Origin of the sequence: Streptomyces sp. NBC_00386 (assembly GCF_036063235.1) — a bacterium.
GTDB lineage: Bacteria > Actinomycetota > Actinomycetes > Streptomycetales > Streptomycetaceae > Streptomyces.
This window is the reverse complement of the sequence record NZ_CP107950.1, coordinates 9,348,343-9,366,440: the sequence shown is the minus strand read 5'-3', so window position 1 is coordinate 9,366,440 and position 18,098 is coordinate 9,348,343. Positions and strand designations below refer to the sequence as shown.

17 protein-coding genes are annotated in these 18,098 nt (G+C 72.5%); 13 read left to right on the top strand and 4 right to left on the bottom strand.

Annotated features, from left to right (window positions below):
• Window positions 1-46: 46 nt before the first annotated feature.
• The gene (locus tag OG780_RS40985; RefSeq protein WP_328457006.1) at window positions 47-1,012 is read right to left on the bottom strand and encodes a nucleoside-diphosphate kinase; all 966 of its coding nucleotides are present in this window, start codon (window positions 1,010-1,012) and stop codon (window positions 47-49) included.
• A gap of 348 nt (window positions 1,013-1,360) precedes the next feature.
• Between OG780_RS40985 and OG780_RS40980 the strand changes: the two genes are divergently transcribed.
• The 7 genes from OG780_RS40980 to OG780_RS40950 all read left to right on the top strand — a co-directional run bounded on the left by OG780_RS40980 (window position 1,361) and on the right by OG780_RS40950 (window position 8,023).
• The gene (locus OG780_RS40980; RefSeq protein WP_328457004.1) at window positions 1,361-2,554 is read left to right on the top strand and encodes a nucleotidyltransferase family protein; all 1,194 of its coding nucleotides are present in this window, start codon (window positions 1,361-1,363) and stop codon (window positions 2,552-2,554) included.
• Between the two features lie 58 nt (window positions 2,555-2,612).
• Window positions 2,613-3,617 (top strand): ABC transporter ATP-binding protein, encoded by a 1,005-nt coding sequence (locus OG780_RS40975; protein ID WP_328457002.1) that lies wholly within the window; start codon window positions 2,613-2,615, stop codon window positions 3,615-3,617.
• The gene (locus OG780_RS40970) at window positions 3,614-4,381 is read left to right on the top strand and encodes an ABC transporter permease (RefSeq protein WP_328457000.1); all 768 of its coding nucleotides are present in this window, start codon (window positions 3,614-3,616) and stop codon (window positions 4,379-4,381) included. The genes OG780_RS40975 and OG780_RS40970 overlap by 4 nt, the downstream gene beginning before the upstream one ends.
• Window positions 4,378-5,196 carry an ABC transporter permease gene (locus OG780_RS40965; RefSeq protein WP_328456998.1) on the top strand — a complete coding sequence of 273 codons (819 nt, stop codon included), beginning with the start codon at window positions 4,378-4,380 and terminating at the stop codon, window positions 5,194-5,196. Before OG780_RS40970 ends, OG780_RS40965 begins: the two co-directional genes overlap by 4 nt.
• An 84-nt stretch (window positions 5,197-5,280) precedes the next feature.
• Window positions 5,281-5,868: a histidine phosphatase family protein gene (locus tag OG780_RS40960; protein WP_328456996.1), complete on the top strand. Its 588-nt coding sequence runs from the start codon at window positions 5,281-5,283 to the stop codon at window positions 5,866-5,868.
• A 263-nt stretch (window positions 5,869-6,131) separates the two neighbouring features.
• The gene (locus OG780_RS40955; RefSeq protein WP_328456994.1) at window positions 6,132-7,631 is read left to right on the top strand and encodes an MFS transporter; all 1,500 of its coding nucleotides are present in this window, start codon (window positions 6,132-6,134) and stop codon (window positions 7,629-7,631) included.
• A 56-nt stretch (window positions 7,632-7,687) separates the two neighbouring features.
• A complete protein-coding gene (locus OG780_RS40950) occupies window positions 7,688-8,023 on the top strand; it encodes a hypothetical protein (protein ID WP_328456992.1) in 336 nt (111 codons plus the stop codon).
• Between the two features lie 60 nt (window positions 8,024-8,083).
• Here the strand turns inward: OG780_RS40950 and OG780_RS40945 are convergent, their stop codons facing one another.
• Window positions 8,084-8,677 carry a hypothetical protein gene (locus OG780_RS40945; RefSeq protein ID WP_328456990.1) on the bottom strand — a complete coding sequence of 198 codons (594 nt, stop codon included), beginning with the start codon at window positions 8,675-8,677 and terminating at the stop codon, window positions 8,084-8,086.
• A 241-nt stretch (window positions 8,678-8,918) separates the two neighbouring features.
• Between OG780_RS40945 and OG780_RS40940 the strand changes: the two genes are divergently transcribed.
• From OG780_RS40940 to OG780_RS40920, 5 genes are all read left to right on the top strand, one after another.
• On the top strand, window positions 8,919-9,905 hold the full coding sequence (locus OG780_RS40940; protein ID WP_328456988.1) for a hypothetical protein: 987 nt from the start codon (window positions 8,919-8,921) through the stop codon (window positions 9,903-9,905).
• Window positions 9,906-9,953: 48 nt separating this feature from the next.
• The gene (locus tag OG780_RS40935) at window positions 9,954-11,801 is read left to right on the top strand and encodes an HSP90 family protein (protein ID WP_328456986.1); all 1,848 of its coding nucleotides are present in this window, start codon (window positions 9,954-9,956) and stop codon (window positions 11,799-11,801) included.
• A gap of 2 nt (window positions 11,802-11,803) precedes the next feature.
• Window positions 11,804-14,731: a hypothetical protein gene (locus OG780_RS40930; RefSeq protein ID WP_328456984.1), complete on the top strand. Its 2,928-nt coding sequence runs from the start codon at window positions 11,804-11,806 to the stop codon at window positions 14,729-14,731.
• A gap of 146 nt (window positions 14,732-14,877) precedes the next feature.
• Window positions 14,878-15,426: an FABP family protein gene (locus OG780_RS40925; protein WP_328456982.1), complete on the top strand. Its 549-nt coding sequence runs from the start codon at window positions 14,878-14,880 to the stop codon at window positions 15,424-15,426.
• Between the two features lie 93 nt (window positions 15,427-15,519).
• On the top strand, window positions 15,520-16,416 hold the full coding sequence (locus OG780_RS40920; protein ID WP_328456980.1) for an NAD-dependent protein deacetylase: 897 nt from the start codon (window positions 15,520-15,522) through the stop codon (window positions 16,414-16,416).
• 81 nt (window positions 16,417-16,497) lie between these two features.
• On the opposite strand, the gene OG780_RS40915 is transcribed toward OG780_RS40920, so the two are convergent.
• Complete coding sequence (locus tag OG780_RS40915; protein WP_328456978.1) at window positions 16,498-16,854, bottom strand: hypothetical protein; 357 nt, start codon at window positions 16,852-16,854, stop codon at window positions 16,498-16,500.
• Between the two features lie 177 nt (window positions 16,855-17,031).
• On the opposite strand from OG780_RS40915, the gene OG780_RS40910 reads away from it, so the two are divergent.
• Window positions 17,032-17,286 (top strand): lipopolysaccharide assembly protein LapA domain-containing protein, encoded by a 255-nt coding sequence (locus OG780_RS40910; protein WP_326790110.1) that lies wholly within the window; start codon window positions 17,032-17,034, stop codon window positions 17,284-17,286.
• Between the two features lie 74 nt (window positions 17,287-17,360).
• Here the strand turns inward: OG780_RS40910 and OG780_RS40905 are convergent, their stop codons facing one another.
• Window positions 17,361-17,909, bottom strand: a complete 549-nt coding sequence (locus OG780_RS40905; protein ID WP_328456974.1) for a DUF1062 domain-containing protein — start codon at window positions 17,907-17,909, stop codon at window positions 17,361-17,363.
• Window positions 17,910-18,098 lie beyond the last annotated feature (189 nt).

Sequence of the window (18,098 nt, the reverse complement as noted above, 5' to 3'; positions counted from 1 at the left end):
CCTCCTGGTGAGTGGGGGCTTCCCCGGTCGGGCGGGACCGGTGCCTTCAGCGGTCCGCCGCGGCGGCGGCCGGGGGTCCGGCGGTGCGGACCGTACGGGGATGGGTGGGGCGCGTGCCCGGAGGCGGCCCGATCAGCGGCCGGCCTTCGGATGGCAGGCCCTCCACCATCTCCGCGGCGATCACGATCCGGTCCCACAGCGGAAACCCGTCCTCGTCCGCGGCGAGCTCCTCCACCCGCGCCAGCAGCGACCGGGGGTCGGCCGGGCGGTCCGACATGCCCGAAGGCGCGGGACGGAAGGAGGCACCTGAGGACGCGGGCCGGGTGAGGGTGTGGGCCGGATGGGCTGCGTACAACTCGCGGGCCACGGCTGCCGGTTCGGCTGCGCCGCGCGGCGACACCTCGGCGGCCAGCAGGGACAGCGCCTCCGCCCGCCGTCCGGGCAGCAGGACGCCCACCTCGCGGATCAGGTCGGCCGGATCGTCGGGAGCGTGCACGAAGTTGAGGCACATCAGCTCGCAACCGAGCGCCCCGCGCAGTGAACCGCCGTCCGCCGAGCGGTTCTTGGACGACCCCTTCAGCTCGGCGAGCCGTTCCGCCGCGGTCGTCCCGGTGCGCCCGGGTCCCCGGGTGTCGCGGAGCGCGACGAAGACACAGGGCGGTCCGGACTCGAGAATCATGTCCACGGCCCGGATGACCGCCAGCGGCGCCGCGTTGATCTGGTAGCGCCACAGTTCCCGGCACACCCGCGCGTCGACCCGCACGGTCAGGGCACCGAGGGGCTCGAATCCGTGTCCGGCCAGGAAGGCGAGCGCGGGTTCGACACGGCGGCCGACGACGGCGTCCGGCTTGAACATCACGAACGTCGACAGCAACAGTGCCCGGTCGGCCCTGTCCGGTTCCCAGCCGTCCAGCAAAGCCGCCATTTCCCGGAAATAGACGTCGTCGGGATAGGTGCGGCGCCTTTCCGGATCATGCGTGAGGGGAGCCATCAACCACGCGTGGACCGTCATGCTCCTCCGGAATTCCCTTCGTCCGCCGGGCTCGATCGAGCACCCGCGCGGCACACCAAGTCAGCTGTATGCAAAGCAAGTTGCATCATTGTCATGCACCATTCGAGGGCAATACGCTGAGGCTACTTTCCATGACCGACCACATCAAGGAGGGTCCCATGAGTGTCGCCTTCAAGCAGGTCAAGGTCCGCCCGAAGCCGGGCAAGTAGTCAACCGTCGAATGCGATCGGGATCCGGATCCGGGCCTGTTCGCCCTCCAGCGGTCCTGATCGCATTCTTCCTCGGCCACCACGGAGTCCCCCGGACCAGGGGCCCCGTCCACCTTCGCGCACCGGGGCGGAGCCGGCGTTGACAGACGCACCGACCGAAACGGCGACGGACGTGACGGTGTCCGCCGCGACCGTCCTCGCCCTCCTCGACGCGGGGCCCATGGCGACGCGAGAGGCCGTGTTACGAACCGCCCGCGACAGCCGCCACAAACTCGCCGCGACGCTGCTGAGCCTGTGGGCCGAGGACGGCCGGACGCTCACCGAGGCGGAGAGGGCCGAACTGCGCCTGCACCGGGAACGCGTCGACCACTACCGCCGGATCTGGTCACGGTTGCGGACTGCGGCACCCGGCGCCTCCCTGCTCAAGGGAATGACGATCGCCGGCCTCTACCCGCCGGGAGTGCTCCGCGCCGCCGGCGATCTCGACGTCGTCTGCCCCGGCCACGAGGACCTGTGGAACTGCGCCCGGCACCTGACCGCGAACGGCTGGGACCTGGCCGCCTTCACCGTCAGCCCCGCGAGAACCGGCGACGGTGTGCCCCTGCATCTGGGAGCCGAGTTCCGCAGCCCGGCACCCGAACCGTCCCCCGACCTCTACGCCGTCGGCCTGTTCACCGCGGAGATCGTGACCGAGGTGCACGCCCCGGCCTGGCAGCTGACCCGCCCCTCCCGCTCCGCCCTGGCCGCCTGTGCTGTCGCGCTGGTGGCGGAGCGCTGGGAGCGCCCCTTCCGCAGCCGTGACCTGCTCGACCTGGCGCTGCTGCTCCAGCACCTCGACGACACGGGCGTACGGCAGTTGCGTACCGACCTCGCCAGGACCGGTCTGTGGCCGGAGTGGCGGGAAGCCCTGCGCGCCATGGCCCGGCTGGGCTGGCGGCCCGCCGTGACGCTGCCGCACACCCGGAGGGCCGCGGTACGCGCCCGGCTGCTGCGGGCGGCCCGCGCGACGGCACGCTGGAGCAGCCCGGTCCGCGCGCCCGCGCTGGTCGCCCAGTCGGGCATCGAGGGCGAGGGCGGCCGTATCGCGGAACTCGCCTCCGACCTCGCCCACCGCGGCATCGGCGCCCGGCGGCTGCTCGGCGCGGGGCTGCCGCTGTTCGGCGTATTTGTGGACGCCGAGCGGACCGACCGGCTGCGCCTGCACGACGTGGGGCGTCATCTCGTCGCACGGACCCCGCTGGGCTCGTTCCTGCTGGTGTCCGGCGCCGCCCGGCGGGAGTGGCTCGACGAGGCGGCCGCCGGTGGGCGGGCCGCCGCGGAGCCCGGCACGTGATCCTCCTGTGCCCCTCGGCGGACACAGGTCCGACGACCCCGACGCGAACGGGAGCGCGATGACGGACAGCGGAAACGGCGGGAGAAGCGGTGCCCGTCCGGGCAACGGCGAACCGGCCGTCGAGACAAGCGGGTTGCGGCGGGAGTACCGCACACGGCGCGGCCCGGCGGTCGTCGCGCTCGACGACGTGTCGGTCAGCGTGGAGCAGGGCGAGGTGCACGGACTGCTCGGGCCGAACGGCGCGGGCAAGAGCACCCTGATGAAGATCCTGTCCACGGTACTGCTGCCGACCTCGGGAACCGGCCGGGTGCTCGGCCACGACCTGGCGACCGAACACCGTCGGATCCGGCCCCTGCTCGGCATCGTCTTCGGCGGCGAGCGCGGACTCTACCCCCGCCTGACCGCACGTCAGAACCTGCGTTACTGGGCCGCTTTGTACGGTCTGACCAGCCGGGACGGCATCGCTCGTACCGACGCCCTGCTCGACGAGCTCGGGCTCGCCGACCGCGCCGACGACCGGGTGGAGACCTTCTCCGTGGGCATGCGCCAGCGTCTGCACCTCGCTCGCGGCATCATCGGCGACCCCCGCGTCCTGCTGCTCGACGAGCCGACCAACGGCCTGGACCCGCTGGCCGCACGGCAGTTGCGCGAACTGATCCGGCGGCTGGCCGGCGAGGGGCGCACCGTGCTGCTCGCCACGCACGACCTGGCCGAGGCCGAAGTGCTCTGCGACCGCGTCACCATGATCAACCACGGACGGGTGGTCGCCGCGGAGGCACCCAGGACCCTCGCCCGGCTCGTCTCACGCCGAGAACGTGTCCGTGTCCGCGCCGAGGAACCCCTGCTGGACCTGGTGCGCGCACTCCCGGGGGTCCTCGGCACGGAACCCGCCGACGACGGGACCACGCTCGTCACGGTGGAGGACAAGGAAGCCGTGGGCCGCGTGCTCGCCTTCGTCGTCGAGCGGGGTGTGACCGAGGTCCGCACCGAACTGCCCGGCCTCGAGGAGGTCTACCTGCACCTCGTGCACCGTGGCGAGACGCGCAGCGTGGTGAACCGGTGAGCCTGCTCGCGGCCGCCGGCCGGTTCCAGGGACGCCTGGTGCTCACCCACCGCGACTACCTCATCGACCTGGTGCGTACGCCGCTGCTCGCCGCGGTCTTCCTGCTCCTGATCCGGCACAACGAGCGCCCCGACCTCCTCGCCAACGGCCTCCTCGCCCCCGTACTGATGGGGGTGTGGAGCATGGCCATGCTGATCTCCGGGGAGGTCGTGGACAACGACCGCTGGCTCGGCACGCTGGAGCTCCAGATCGCCGCACCGGTCGACTTCGCCCGAGTGGTCCTCAGCCGGGTCTGGGTGACCACCGCGATCAGCCTGCTGACGGTGGGGGAGGTCGCCGCTGTCGCGATCCTCGGCTTCGGCGCCGTTCCCCGCGTACCGCATCCCGGCGTCTTCGCCGTGGGGCTCCTGGCCACCGCCGTCGCCACCGCGGGCACCGCCACGCTGATGGCGGCCCTGTTCGTCGCGACCCGGACGGCCCGCACCTTCCAGAACTCCCTGAGTTACCCCGTTCTGTTGCTCGGCGGGGTGTTCACCCCCCTCGACCGGCTGCCGGAGTGGACGCACCCCGTCGGCCGCCTCATCTATCTGTCCTGGAGCTCCGACCTGCTGCGCGACGCACTCGCCCCGGCCGCGGTCACCTCCGTCCCGTGGCGCACCGGCGCCATCCTCGGTCTCGGCCTCCTGACCGGGGCCGGCGGACGGCTCCTGCTCGGCAGGGTCGTACGGCTCGTCCGCGAGAACGGGACGGTGGGACTGCGTTGAGCCGCACCGCCGACGACACCCGGACGGGCCGCCGCACGCGGGTCCTGGGCTGGGCGGCACGCGCCGGGGCCGCCGACTACGGCACCGTGTTCACCTGGAAGACCTGGCTGCTCGGCTGGTTCGTCCGCATGCTCGCCCAGGTCCTCTTCTTCGCCACCATCGGCAACCTGCTCGGGCCGGGGCAGGCCCGCTATCTCCTGATCGGCAACGCGGTGGCACTCGTCGCGCTGCACGGCGTGTTCGCGACCGCCTCCACCACCTGGGAGCTCCAGAACGGCACCCTTCCCCTGCTGGTCGCCTCACCCAGCAGCCCCGCACTGGTCCTGGTCGGGCGGAGCCTCTTCTGGCTGCCGGACGGGGTGGCCTGCGGGCTGGGCGCCGTGCTCATCCTCGGCCCGGTGGCCGGACTGCGTCCGAGCGTGGCGTCGGTGGCTCTGCTCGCCGCCCTGCTGGTCCTCGTCGCGGTGACGAGTTACTGCCTCGGCCTCTTCCTCGGGTCCCTGGTGCTGACCGCCGTCGACCTGCGCAACGTCGTGTCCAACGCGGCGTTCACGGTGATGCTGATCGTCTGCGGGCCGGAGGTACCGGCGGACGCCGTCGGCCCCGTCCTCGCCGGGTTCGGCCACGTGCTGCCCCTCACCCACGGACTGCTGGCGGTCCGGGAGGTGCTGGCGGGCGCGGCGAGCGCGCACACCGCCGGACTGGCCGGATGGGAGACGCTGATCGGTGCGTGCTGGCTGGCCGCGGCGCTCGCCGTGCTCGCTCTGCGGGCCCGGAGAAGCAGGCGGGACGGGGCGGCCCTCTTCCTGACGTGACGGATGTTACGGATGTGACGGACGTGGCGCTCCCATGACCGGAAGCACTCGGTCCTCGCACGTGCTCCGATAGCGTGCCCGGCCATGGGTGAACTGATAGTGATCAGACACGGTCAGACCGAGTGGAGCCTGTCGGGCAGGCACGCCGGCCGCACCGACGTTCCGCTGACCGACGTGGGCGAGACCACGGCGAAGGCACTCGCCCCGAGGCTGGCCCGGCACCCTCTGGCCGCCGTCTTCAGCAGCCCGCTGAGCCGCGCCACGCGGACCGCCGAACTGGCGGGCCTGACGGGCGTCCGGTCCGATCCCGATCTCCTGGAGTGGGACTACGGCGGCTACGAAGGCCTGACCGCGGCGCAGATCCGGGAGAGGAGGCCGGGTTGGGACCTGTGGCGGGACGGCGTCGTTCCCGGCGACGGCGACCATCCCGGTGAGCGGATCCAGCAGGTGGCCGCGCGTACGGACGCGGTGCTCGACCGGATCCGGCCGCTGCTGTACGACGGCGACGTGGCCGTCGTAGCCCACGGTCATCTGGCCCGCGTGCTCGCCGTGCGCTGGCTCGGCCTCGACGCATCCGCCGGCCGCCTGCTCGGCCATCCGCACCCAGGCACGCTCAGCTTCCTGGCCGGCGAGGACGAACAGCCGTTCATCGCCGCCTGGAACGTCCCGTAGCGGCGGCCCGCCGCCCTCACACCTGACGTGAGAGGCGCCGGAAGCGCGTGAGCGCCGCGGCACTCACGGCGAGGGGCGGGAGAAGTATCCGCTTCGGGGGCGGTACGGCGTGCAGGGCGTGCAGGGCGTGCAGGGCGTGCAGGGCGTGCAGGGCGACGGTACGGGGTGCGGCGCGGAGTGTCTCGTACCGGCCCCGGCGGCCACGACGCGCGCGGAAGGGCTCCTTCCCTGCGTTGGGCGGGGCGGCTGCTTAGCGTGACCCCATGACCACCCTCCAAGCCCCGCCCACCCCCGACCACCGGCGGTGGAAGGCGCTCGCCGTCTGTCTGACGGCGGGCTTCATCTCGCTCCTCGACACCTCGATCGTGAACGTGGCACTGCCCTCGATGGAGCACGGGCTGGCCGCCTCGGAGGCCGCCCAGTCCTGGGTGGTCTCCGGGTACGCCCTGACCTTCGGGCTGGTGCTCGTCCCGGCGGGCCGGCTGGGCGACATGCGGGGGCGGCGCCAGTCCTTCCTGGTGGGGCTGGCCCTGTTCACGCTCGCCTCGGGGGCGTGCGGCCTGGCTCCCAGTGCCTCCTGGCTCGTGCTGTTCCGGCTGATCCAGGGCGCGGCGGCAGGCATGGTCGCCCCGCAGACCTCAGGCCTGATCCAGCAGATGTTCCAGGGCGCCGAGCGGGCCAAGGCGTTCGGGCTGCTGGGCAGTGTCATCGGGATCTCGACGGCGGCCGGCCCACTGGTGGGCGGTGTGCTGATCGACTCCGTGGGCACCGACGACGGGTGGCGCTGGGTGTTCTTCGTCAACCTGCCCATCGGTGTGGCCGCGTTGGCCGCGGGACTGCGGCTGCTGCCGCGCTTCCCGGCGTCGACGGGCAAGCGGGAGGAGTTCGACCCGTTCGGCGTGCTGCTCCTCGGCGCCGCCGTGCTCGCGCTCATGCTGCCGCTGGTTCAGGAGCAGCAGTGGACCGGGCGGCTGAAGTGGGCCCTGCTGCCGGTGGCCGCGCTGCTGCTGCTCGCGTTCTGGGAGTGGGAACGGCGCCAGAAGCGTCGGGGGCGGGCTCCGCTGGTCGATCTGGACCTGTTCTCCTTGCGTTCCTTCACACTCGGCTCCCTGATCAGCCTGACCTACTTCGCGGGTTTCACCACCGTCTTCTTCGTCTACTCCCTGTTCCTGCAGAACACGGCCGGATACAGCGCGCTGGCGGCGGGCGTCTCGGTGCTGCCCTTCGCGGCCGCGTCCGCGGTCGGCGCGGCCATCGGGGGCCGGCTGGTGATGCGGCACGGGCGCAAGCTGGTCGTCTTCGGCCTTCTCGCCGTGGTGGTGGGGCTGCTCGGGGTGGTCGTGGCGGTGCAGTTGGTGCCGTTGCAGAGTGTCGGATGGGCCACGGCCCTGCCCATGGTCGTCGGCGGGATCGGTTCGGGCCTCACGGTCTCCCCCAACACGACACTCACCCTCACCCGCGTCCCCGTTCAGCGTGCCGGCGCGGCCGGCGGGGTGCTCCAGACGGGGCAGCGCATCGGCTCGGCGGCCGGGATCGCCGTGGTGGGGGCGGTGTACTTCGCGCATCAGGTCGACCACGGCCGCTCCGTGACGGCCATCCAGCTCGGGCTGCTCACCGCCGTCGGGATGAGCGTGATCGCGCTGCTGCTGGCCGTCGCCGACCTGCGTGTGCGCCAGGCGCACCCCGAGCCGGAACGGGCCGCGCCGACCGCGCCGCGTGGATTCGAGGAGGGCGACGCGGAGGAAGTGGTCCGGCGCGGCTGAACGGTCTTCCCGGGGCTTCTCGGGTGTGCCTTCGGCGCGGGTGCGTTGTTGGGCGGATGCACGGGACAGCCGCCGCACGGGCGTCCGCGCGGTGGCCCTTCGCCGAGTCCCGGGAAACCGACTGGCTGCGGGATCTGACCGCCGACGACGGACTCACCGGGTTCATGCCGCCGGCGTCGCCCGACGCGGCCTGGGTGCTCCACTCCATGTATGAGCACGAGCTCGGGCCGAGCGGCATGTCGCTCGGCGAGGACCACCGGGCCACGCCGGCGGGCGAGCGCGACATCGTCCCGGGTCCCGACCCCGCCGACGTGCTCGACGGCTTCCCACTCGTCGAGGCGCTCCTCGGCGACACGGAGACCGGGGCCGTACCACTGCCCTGGGCCAACTGACCACCACCCGGCCACGCCGCCAACCGGTGACGCCGACGGCCGACGGCTCGTGGCGACCGCTCACAGCTTCCCGGCCGTCGCCCGTCTCGCGCCGGCCCGGCCCAGCAGCCAGGTGCCGAGCGCGGCCAGGACAGCGGCGGCCAGGGCGTACACCGGCAGCCAGAGCGTCGTCGTGGATGCCAGGCAGTCGTCCACGACGTGCCGGCTCCGGTCGTCCTGGGTATAGGCCAGCGCGGCCCCGTCCTGACCGGCCAGGTCGTGCAGGGCGGCCTGGGCCCGCAGTGCCGCGTAATCGCCCAGGTGGGCACACTTCGTGCGGGTGCCCGGCATCGGGAAGAACCACTTCCAGCGCTGCATGGCGGGCGCCGCCGCGAGGGCCACGCACAGGCCGACGACCAGGGAGTAGGCGGTCAGGCTACGCGCGTACGCGGACCGCGCGCCGGGTGTGGGAACCGGCGGCCGGGTGCAGGCGAGGATCAGCGCGAGCAGGGTGGCGCCGAGATAGGTGGAGAACCACTGCCAGGAGCCGGAGGAGAGCGCGAAGGCCAGTACACCGGCGAGGGCGGTGCTCAGCACCCCGGCCCGGTTGGCGACTCCCCCGTCCGTGACGGCGGTCACCGATCCCTGGGAACCCGCGCTGCTGCGGTCGTCCATGCGCTCTCCTGCTCAAACCTGACACCGGGCCACCAGTCTCCGGCCGCCGTCCTGTTCAGGCCCTCGCACCATGCCATTCCGCCCGCCGCCTCGCCCGGTTGGCGGGCGGGCGCGGGGCCGAGATCCGGCGCGGCGTGGGATCCGGGACCGTGAAGCACCCGTGGAAACTCGGTGGCAACGGTGTCAGTAGGTCCGTTTATGCTGCACCGAACGATCATGAGGGACCAGGGGAGGGCGCAGCATGTGGGGCAGGCTGTTCGGCAGGGAGGCGGAGCGACCGGCGGCGGATCCGTACGCGCTCCCGGTGGTGCGCAGGGGCAAGAACGGGACGCACACGCTGCTCGCGCTCGGGGACGTACGGGTGCTCGCGCTGGTCCAGGCGGCCGAGGCGGGTGAATGGGAGGCCGTCAGGGCCAGGCTGGCGCCGTTCGATCTCGGCCGCGACCACCGCGTCCTCGCCGAACTGGCCGAGCTGGACGGTGTTCAGGACTGGATCGGGCGGGCCGTCGAGGAGGACAAGGAACACCGGGCGACGGCCCTGCTGATATCCGGGACGCGTCACATCAGCTGGGGCTGGGAGGCGCGCACCAGCGCGCTCGCCGTGGACGTCAAGCAGGAGCAGTGGCGTGTCTTCCGCGAGCGGCTGCTCATCGGCGAGGAACACCTGCTGGAGGCCGCCGAGCTGCGGCCGGAGTGGATCACCCCGTGGCGCCGCCTGCTCACCTCCGCCCGGGGTATGTCGCTGGCCTCGTCCGTGAAGGAGGCCCGGCTCGACGCCGCTCTGCGCCGTGACCCGCTGGATCTGGAGACCCACATCGAGTGGGTGTCGCAGTTGCAGCCCCGTTGGGGCGGCGATCCCGGCCAGGCACTGGCGTTCGCCCGCGAGGCGATCGGCCGGGCCCCGCAGGGGCACCGGCTCGGCTGCGCGATCGCCATGGCGCACATCGAGGACTGGGTCGAGTCGGAACGGGCGGACTGTCTCGAAACCCCGGAGATCCAGGCCGAGTTGCGCAAGGTGGCCGACCATAGCATCCTGCACCCCGACTACGTGCGGCACCCGGGCTGGCAGCACGACTTCAACATCTTCGCCATGGCGCTGTCGCTGGCCGGTGAGGGTCACACGGTCCGGCGTGTCTTCCAGGCACTCGACGGCGCGTACACGAGCTGGCCCTGGACGTACTTCTCGGAGCCCCAGAAGCAGTTCGCCCGCCACCACCGCCGCGCCTGAGCGCACGCCGATCCCGCCACCCGTCTCCTCTCCCCTCCGGACGTCCCGATGACACTGCCCGACACCGCCGCGATCCCGGCGGGCGACGACCGCACCTTCCAAGTGGATCTGCGTGGCCTCGTCGACCTCCTGTCCCACCACCTCTACTCCAGCCCCCGCGTCTATCTGCGTGAACTCCTGCAGAACGCGGTGGACGCGCTGACCGCCCGGCACTCCCTCGAACCGGGCGCCTCGACCGACGCGTTCGGCATCCGCCTGTACGCCGACGGTTCGGTGGTACGCGTCGAGGACGACGGTGTCGGTCTCACCGAGGCCGACGTGCACACCTTCCTCGCCACGATCGGCCGCAGCAGCAAGCGCGCGGAACGCATCGCCGAGCAACGCGCCGACTTCATCGGCCAGTTCGGCATCGGGCTGCTGTCCTGCTTCCTGGTCGCGGACGAGATCCACGTCCTGAGCCGCTCCGCCCGCACCCCCGACGCGCCCACCGTGGAGTGGCGGGGGCGCGGCGACGGCAGCTACACCGTCCGCACCCTGCCCGCGTCCGCCCGCCCCCGGCCCGGCACCACCGTCACCCTGACACCGCGCGCCGACGCCGGTGAGTGGACCCGGCCGGTCCAGGTCCAAGCGCTGGCCCGGCACTTCGGCTCCCTGCTGCGCCACCCGGTGACCTTCGCCGACGGTACGGGCGGCACGCCCGCGCCGGTCAACCCCGAGCCCGCGCCCTGGACGGGTACGTACCCCACGCCCGGAGCCCGTTCGCGCGCCCTGGCCGCGTACGGCGAGGAGGTCCTCGGGTTCAAGCCGCTGGACACGATCGAGCTGGACCTGCCGGCCGTGGGCCTCAAGGGCATCGCCTGCGTGCTGCCCGAGACGGTGCCGGCCGGGCGCCGCCACGGCCACCGCGTGCACGTCAAGGGCATGCTGCTGTCCGAGCAGGCCGAGGAGATCCTGCCGGAGTGGGCGTTCTTCGTCCGCTGCGTCATCGACGCCGAGAGCCTTCGCCCGACGGCGTCCCGCGAGTCCCTGTACGAGGACGACACTCTCGCAGCCGTCCGCGACGCCCTCGCCGAACGGCTGCGGGAGTGGATCGCCCGAGCCGCCGCCAGCGACCCCGACCTGCTCGCGCGCTTCCTCCAGGCGCACCATCTGGCCGTCAAGTCGCTCGCGGTGCACGACGACGAGATCCTGCGGATGCTGCTGCCCTGGCTGCCGTTCGAGACGACCGACGGGCACGCGACGCTCGACGAGTTCGCGCGCACCCACCGCACGGTACTCGTGACATCGAGCGTGGAGGAGTTCCGCCAGGTCGCCGCGATCGCCTCGGCCGCCGGGCTCGGCGTCGTCAACGGCGGGTACACGTACGACCGTGAACTCGTCCACCGGCTGCCGGAGATCAGGCCCGAGGCAAGCGTCGCGGACCTCGACCCGGCGACCCTGACCGCCCACCTCGACCCCGTCGACCGGGAGACGGAACTGGCCGCCGCGGCGTACCTGGCGCAGGCCCGCGACGCCCTGGCCGTCTTCGACTGCGATGTCGCCCTGCGTGCCTTCCAGCCCGCCTCCGCCCCCGCCCTCCTCGTCGACAGCCGCGAGGCACGGCACGAGCGCACCCGCTCCCAGCTCGCCCGTGAGCAGGAAGGCGGCATGTGGGGCGACATTCTCGGTGCCCTGCGCCAAGAGGCTCCGCGGGCGCAGCTGATCCTCAACCAGCTCAATCCGCTGGTCCGTACGGCCGTCACCATCACCGAGCCCGAGCTGGCCCGCACCAGCGCCGAAGCCCTCTACGGTCAGGCCGCGATGCTGTCACGGCGTCCGCTCAGGCCCGCCGAGTCGAGCCTCATCAACCGGTCCTTCCTCGACCTTCTCGCCCACGCCCTCCGCAAGGACAGCTGACGATGCCGATCGCACCCCAGACCACCGACGAGCTGCTCCAGGCGCTCCAGGAGAACGACCGGCGCCCCTACGGCCGCACCCGCACCGTCACCGCCGAGGAACTCGTCGAGGCGGCCGAGCAGTTCGAGGAGCCCGTCCCGCTCATTCACGCTCTCCTCGAACTTCAGGAGGCGTACACCTACGGCTCCGAGCCCCGGAAGTCGCCCGTCGTCTTCGCCCGCCTGCTCACCCTGTTCGACGAACAGCCCGACGTCTTCGACGAGCGCCTACGGCACACTCTGTTCTGGCGGTTCAAGTGGGTGGCCAACGCCCTGCTCGCGCTGCCCGAGATACCGCTGACCAGCCTGCGCCAGTGGCAGACGGAGATGCGCGACCGGTACGAGAAGGCCGGCCTCGGCCTCCAGCCCTACTACGGGCAGGCGTACCAACTCGCCGCCCACATCGGTGAGGACACCGCCCTCGCCTTCGAGCTGTGGGCGGGCCGCCCCCGCACCCGGCTCAGCGACTGCGAGGCCTGCGAGATCTGCGAGCGGGCCCTGTACCACCTCGCGACGGGCGACGACGAGCGGGCCCTGCGCGTCTGGGAGCCCGTCCTGGCCGGGAAGGACTCCTGTCAGGAGGAGCCGGCCCGTTCCATCTCTCACGCGCTGCTCCCCCTGTTGCGCACCGGCGCCGTCGAGCGGGCCGTCGAACTGCACCTCGCCGGCTACCGCGCCTGCCGCCGCAACCCCTCGATGGCCGGGGAGGTCGGCCGTCACCTGGAGTTCTGCGCGCTGACCGGCAACGAGGCACGCGGTCTTGAACTGCTCGCCGAGAACCGGGGGTTGTTCGACGAGGTTGACTCACCGCGCGACATGCTCGCCTTCCTCACCGGTGTGGAGGTTCTGCTGCGGCGCGTCGAGCAGCTCGGCCACGGCGAACTGCCCGCGGCCGGATTCGCGGGCCGCGCCTGGACGGTGGCCGGGCTGCGCGCCGAAGTGGGAGACCGTGCCGACGACCTCGCCGCGCGTTTCGACACCCGCAACGGAACCGGCACCCACGGCGACCGTCGCAGGACCCGCGTCGAACGTACCCCGCTCCTGGACGCGCTGGAGCTGACCCTGCGCCCCCGCAGCCTCGACGACCTGGCCACCGCCGCCGTCCCGGTTGCCGCACCCCCCACCCGTACCACCACCGCCGTGCCCGAGTCGATCGCCGAAATGATCCTCCAGGCAAGGGCGTTGGACGACCAGGGACACCCCGACTCACCGGCCTGCTGGGCACGCCTCCGCACGCTCGCCGCCGCCGGCGACTACGCCCACCCCGACGACCCGGAGGTGGGCCCGCTCGTACGGCTGCGCGCGGACCTGCTGGACGACGAGGCGAACCGGGCGGGCGACAAGGACGACTTCGCCGTCGCCCAGGCCCTGTACGAGGAAGCCGCGGGCCTGTACGAAGACGCCGCGGCGCCGGGTCAGGCGGCACTCGCCCGCGCCTGCGCGCTGCTCGCCGCCGCGGAGGGCGTCGGCGACGAGGCCGAGGCGAGGGCCGCCGCGCTGACCGCCGCCCACGCGTCCATCGTCGCCCTGCACGAGGGGACTTCCGGCCTCGCGCCGGTGCACGAGGCCCGTCTGCTGCGGCTGCGGGCGACCACCCTCGGCCTGCGCCTGCAGAAGTCGGGGAACGAGGAGGACGTCGCTCCGGTCTTCGCCGAGGTGGACCTGCTTCTCGACTTCGCCACCCGGCACGACGTCGTCGGGCAGATCTCCGGCGGGCTGCTGCTGCGGGCCGGCACGCACGCCCTCTCCGGGGACCTCCCCGCCGCGGTCACCGGGGTCGACGATCTCCTCGACCGGCTGAAGGCCCACGGCCCCGCCTGGCACATGCCTCGCGCACTCGGGCTCCGGGGCCGGCTCCAGCTCGGCCTCCGGGACCCGGAAGCCGCGCACGCGAGCCTGGCCGAGGGCCTGCGACTGGCCGCCGCCTGGCCGGCCGCGGCGGTCGACACCGGCCGCCTCCACGGTGACCTGGCCGAGGTCTGCATGCACCTGGGCAGGCCCGACGAGGCACTGCGCCACCTGACGCGCTCGGCGGAGCTCGACCTGCGTCACGGCAGCCGCACGGAGGCGTTCTGCACCTACAGCAACGCGGCCCAGCTCAGCCTCGACATGGGCCGCGTCGAGGACTGCATCGCCCTGCTCGACTCCCTGATGGCCGAACCGGACGTCACGACGGGAGAGTTGGACGACCGGCTCCTGGCTCAGCTGCGACTGACCCGGGCCCGGGCGCTGCACGCGGGAGAGGACCTCAAGGCCGCCACGGCAGAACTCGTCGCCCTCGCCGCCGAGTCGGCCGGCTGGGACGACGACCCGGGAAGCCACGCCATGATCGCCGCCGAGGCGGCCGTCCTCCTCGGCGAGTCCGGCGAGTTCGACCGGGCCCGCGAAGCGGTGGCCCAGGCGCTCGCCGCCCACGGGCAGGCACCGCGTTACGAGCAGCTCAGCAGCTGCCTGCGCGAACTCGCCCGCCAGCGGACCCAGCAGCAGGGCGAGGACGGCCTGGCCGACGCGCTCGCCTTCCTCGCCGACGCCGGCAGGATCGCCGAGGAGGCCCGCGAGGCCGAGTACGAGGCGCAGGGCCGCTCCCTGGAATCGGCCCTGGCCTACGAACACGGGCGGGTCAACGCCTACGCCGGTGCGTACGAGGACGCCCTGGCCGCGCTGGAGAAGGCCCTCGCCCTGCTCGGCGAGCCGGGACCGGAGGACGACCGGGCCGGCGAGTGGGCCGAGTGCGTGCGCTTCGCGGGTGCCGTGGAGGGCATCTACCTGGAGCGTGTCTCCCCCGCCCTCACCCGCCTCGGCGCGGCGGTGTCCCTCCTGTCCGCCCTGGGCCGCACGGCGGAAGCCGAACCGCTGACCGCCTTGGCCTCCCGGCTGCGCGACGAGGAGTGACACCCCGGCCGCGGTGCCGGGACGCCCCTTTCCCGGCACCGCGGCCGCGGCACGACGAGCCGCTCCAGCGGGAGGATCACGATCTACGGGTGGAGTAGCACTAGGCTGCCGGGCGGTACCGGTGCCTCAACCCAGGAGTGGATGCCATGGTCGCCCCCGTCGGAAAGCACCCGTACCCCGATGCGCTCGGATCGGACGAGGCGCCCGCGCCGCACGCGCTGCTCACGCCGGTGATCGGACTCCTCGGCACCTGGGCCGGACAGGGCCGCGGAACGTATCCGACGCTCGACGAGGAGTTCGTCTACGCGCAGGAGGTCACGTTCAGCCACGACGGCCGGCCCTTCCTCCACTACGAGGCGCGTGCCTGGCTGCTGGACGCGGACGGCGCTCCGCTGCGCCCCTCGGCCCGGGAGAGCGGCTGGTGGCGGATGCAGGGCGACGGACGTGTGGAGGCGTTGATCACGCAGCCGACCGGCATCGCGGAAATCCTGGTCGGCCGAGCGGCGGACGGCACGGTGGATCTGGCCACCGAGCAGGTGGCTCTCACCCCCACGGCCAAGGAGGTGGTCGCCACCCGCCGTCGCTACACGTTCGCGGACGCCGGCACGCTGGACTTCCTCCATGACCTGGCGGCGGTCGGTCAGCCCCTGCAACACCATCTCTCCGCGCGGCTCCGACGCCCGGACGGGAGCTGAGGCGCACAGCCGGCCGGGCGGCGGGGCGGGCCGGAGAGCGGCGCGGTGCCCGCCGGCCCGTACAGGGTGTCGTCGTGTCCGTACCCTGGGGGCATGCGCATGCGCCCCACTCTGAGCTGGATACCCTCCGGGGATCTACCGCCGGGCACCACGGATCTGGAGCCGGTCGCCGCCGCACTGAGCACGGGCGGTGTGCTGGTGCTCAGCGGGGCGGGCATCTCGACGGAGTCGGGCATCCCCGACTACCGCGGCGAGGGCGGGAGCCTGCGTCGGCACACCCCGATGACCTACCAGGACTTCACCGCGACCGCTCAGGCCCGGCGGCGGTACTGGGCACGCAGCCACCTCGGCTGGCGGACCTTCGGCCGTGCTCGCCCCAACGACGGACACCGGGCCGTGGCCGCGTTCGGGCGGCACGGTCTGCTCTCGGGAGTGATCACACAGAATGTCGACGGGCTGCACCAGGCCGTCGGCAGTCAGGGTGTCGTGGAACTCCACGGCAGCCTGGAGCGGGTCGTCTGTCTCTCCTGCGGTGCCCGCACCCCGCGCCGCGAACTGGCCCGGCTGCTGGAGGAGGCCAATCCCGGCTTCGATCCGGTGGCCGCCGCCGTGAACCCGGACGGTGACGCCGATCTCACCGATGAGCAGGTCGGGGACTTTCATGTGGTCCCGTGCACGGTCTGCGGCGGCATCCTCAAGCCGGACGTGGTCTTCTTCGGCGAGTCCGTTCCGCCGCCACGGGTCGAGCACTGTCGTCGGCTGGTCCGTGAGGCGACTTCGCTGCTGGTCCTGGGCTCCTCCCTGACGGTCATGTCCGGTCTGCGGTTCGTCCGTCAGGCGGCCGATGCCGAGAAGCCGGTGGTGATCGTCAACCGGGACGCGACCCGGGGCGACCAGCACGCCCTCACCCGGGTCGCGCTCCCCCTGGGCACGGCCCTCGCCACCGTGGCCGGCCGGCTCGGCATCCCCCTGGACGAGGCCGCGGCCTGAGCCGGACCAGGAGTCGGTCCGGCTCCGGTTCGTGGAAGACGCCCGAGACCTCGGCCGTACCGCCGGAGGGGACGGCGTGGCTCAGCGCTCGCCCCGGAGGCGACCGGCCCAGCGACGAAGAGTCCTTCGCGGACGACGCATGCGCGAGGGGGCCGGTCGTCGGCGCTCCCGGGGGCTCACCGGGTTTCTCGCTCCGGAACCGCGCTCCCCGTGGTCGTCGGGCGACAGGACCGGTGCCTTGCGTTCCTTCTGCGCCTGGATCTCGACGTGGGCCGCGTGTGAGGTCGCGCGAAACGCCTCTTCGTACGAAGCGAGGGCCGCGTTCACGGCTCCACCCGCAAGGCCTCTGGCACGGACGCGGGCGGCGAGCCAGACGAAGGACCCCAGGACCGCGGCCAGGCCGCCGAACATGACGACGAAGGGCACGAGCGCATCCATGGGGTGAGGCTACCGGCCGGCTCCGCGGCTCTGATCGGCGGACGGCCGCACAGTCCGCCGACAGCCGCAGGGGACGGACACCGCAGACGGACAGAGCGCATCAGCAGACGACAGGGCAGGGCGCCCGTCGCGACCGATCGAGTCGCCCGCTCGCTTGAACAGCCGGATACTGACTGTATGGCCCAGAAGACCGCGAAGGCGCACGGGCCGTCCACGGTGACGGTCAAGGGGCGGGACTACCGGATACGCAGCATCGGATTCTTCGTGCTGGCGGCCCTGACGATCTGGTTCATCGCAGCCAACACCAGCTCCGTGACCATCCGGCTCTGGATCCCCGAGGTCACCCTCCCCCTCTGGATCGTGCTGACGGTCACCCTCCTCGTCGGCATCCTCCTGGGGCTGCTGATCGCCTACCGCCGGGCGCGCCGGTAGTCCGCGCTCCGAACTCGGCCGGGGCCTGCCCGGCGGATCATGCCGGACAGGCCCACACCGGTACCGAGCAGGGCTCAGCGCTTGAGCGTGAAGGTGAAGTCGCCGGACACCTTGCCGCTCAGCCGGACCGTCGAGACGACCTTCCCCTCCGCTGTCAGTCTCTCGACCTCGGCCCGCGAGAGACCGCAGCCTTCGGCGATCAGGCGCACCGGCCGGACAGGTATCCGCGCCGCGAAGCGGACCGAGACGTCGATCACCTCACGGTCGAGGTGATCCGACCCGCCGGTGTCGAGGCGCCAGGCGCCGTCCCAGTCGAGGGCGATGCGACTGCGGCGCCGCACCACCGGGTCCTGGAGCAACTCCGCTGCCAGGCCTGGGTCGTTGTCGTGCATCCGGTCCAGCAGCTCGGGTCGGACCGAGCGCACATGGGTCCGCTCCAGGATCGTGAGTTTGCCCGTGTCCCCGCACCCGGCGCACAGGACGAGGAGCCAGGCGTCGAGGAGCTTGTGGTTCGCGTTGACGCGAAACTTTCCGTCGGCCCGGAAACGCTCGGACGCGCAGGCGTGGCATCGGCGGAGAACGGTCGGCAGGCAGGTGGGCATGACCACCCAGCTATTGAGCACAGAAGTACACCGGTTTCAGTGAGAAGTCCGCAGCAGGAAGCAGCGCGGCGCACAGGTGCGACGCGCGACAGATCAGCACTCGGGAGGTCTCACAGGGTGTACAACGGCACGTCCTTGCCTGGGCGATGGGGCTCGGCAGCACGGTAGAGGCCCGCGGCGGTGCTGTTCCACCGGTTTTCCGGCCCGGCG

Coding starts and splice junctions, on each gene's coding strand:
- OG780_RS40955 (WP_328456994.1), top strand. CDS start 6,132: ATGACCACCCTCCAAGCCCCGCCCACCCCCGACCACCGGCGGTGGAAG.
- OG780_RS40915 (WP_328456978.1), bottom strand. CDS start 16,854: ATGGATGCGCTCGTGCCCTTCGTCGTCATGTTCGGCGGCCTGGCCGCG.
- OG780_RS40920 (WP_328456980.1), top strand. CDS start 15,520: ATGCGCATGCGCCCCACTCTGAGCTGGATACCCTCCGGGGATCTACCG.
- OG780_RS40975 (WP_328457002.1), top strand. CDS start 2,613: ATGACGGACAGCGGAAACGGCGGGAGAAGCGGTGCCCGTCCGGGCAAC.
- OG780_RS40925 (WP_328456982.1), top strand. CDS start 14,878: ATGGTCGCCCCCGTCGGAAAGCACCCGTACCCCGATGCGCTCGGATCG.
- OG780_RS40945 (WP_328456990.1), bottom strand. CDS start 8,677: ATGGACGACCGCAGCAGCGCGGGTTCCCAGGGATCGGTGACCGCCGTC.
- OG780_RS40960 (WP_328456996.1), top strand. CDS start 5,281: ATGGGTGAACTGATAGTGATCAGACACGGTCAGACCGAGTGGAGCCTG.
- OG780_RS40935 (WP_328456986.1), top strand. CDS start 9,954: ATGACACTGCCCGACACCGCCGCGATCCCGGCGGGCGACGACCGCACC.
- OG780_RS40950 (WP_328456992.1), top strand. CDS start 7,688: ATGCACGGGACAGCCGCCGCACGGGCGTCCGCGCGGTGGCCCTTCGCC.
- OG780_RS40985 (WP_328457006.1), bottom strand. CDS start 1,012: ATGACGGTCCACGCGTGGTTGATGGCTCCCCTCACGCATGATCCGGAA.
- OG780_RS40940 (WP_328456988.1), top strand. CDS start 8,919: ATGTGGGGCAGGCTGTTCGGCAGGGAGGCGGAGCGACCGGCGGCGGAT.
- OG780_RS40930 (WP_328456984.1), top strand. CDS start 11,804: ATGCCGATCGCACCCCAGACCACCGACGAGCTGCTCCAGGCGCTCCAG.
- OG780_RS40910 (WP_326790110.1), top strand. CDS start 17,032: ATGGCCCAGAAGACCGCGAAGGCGCACGGGCCGTCCACGGTGACGGTC.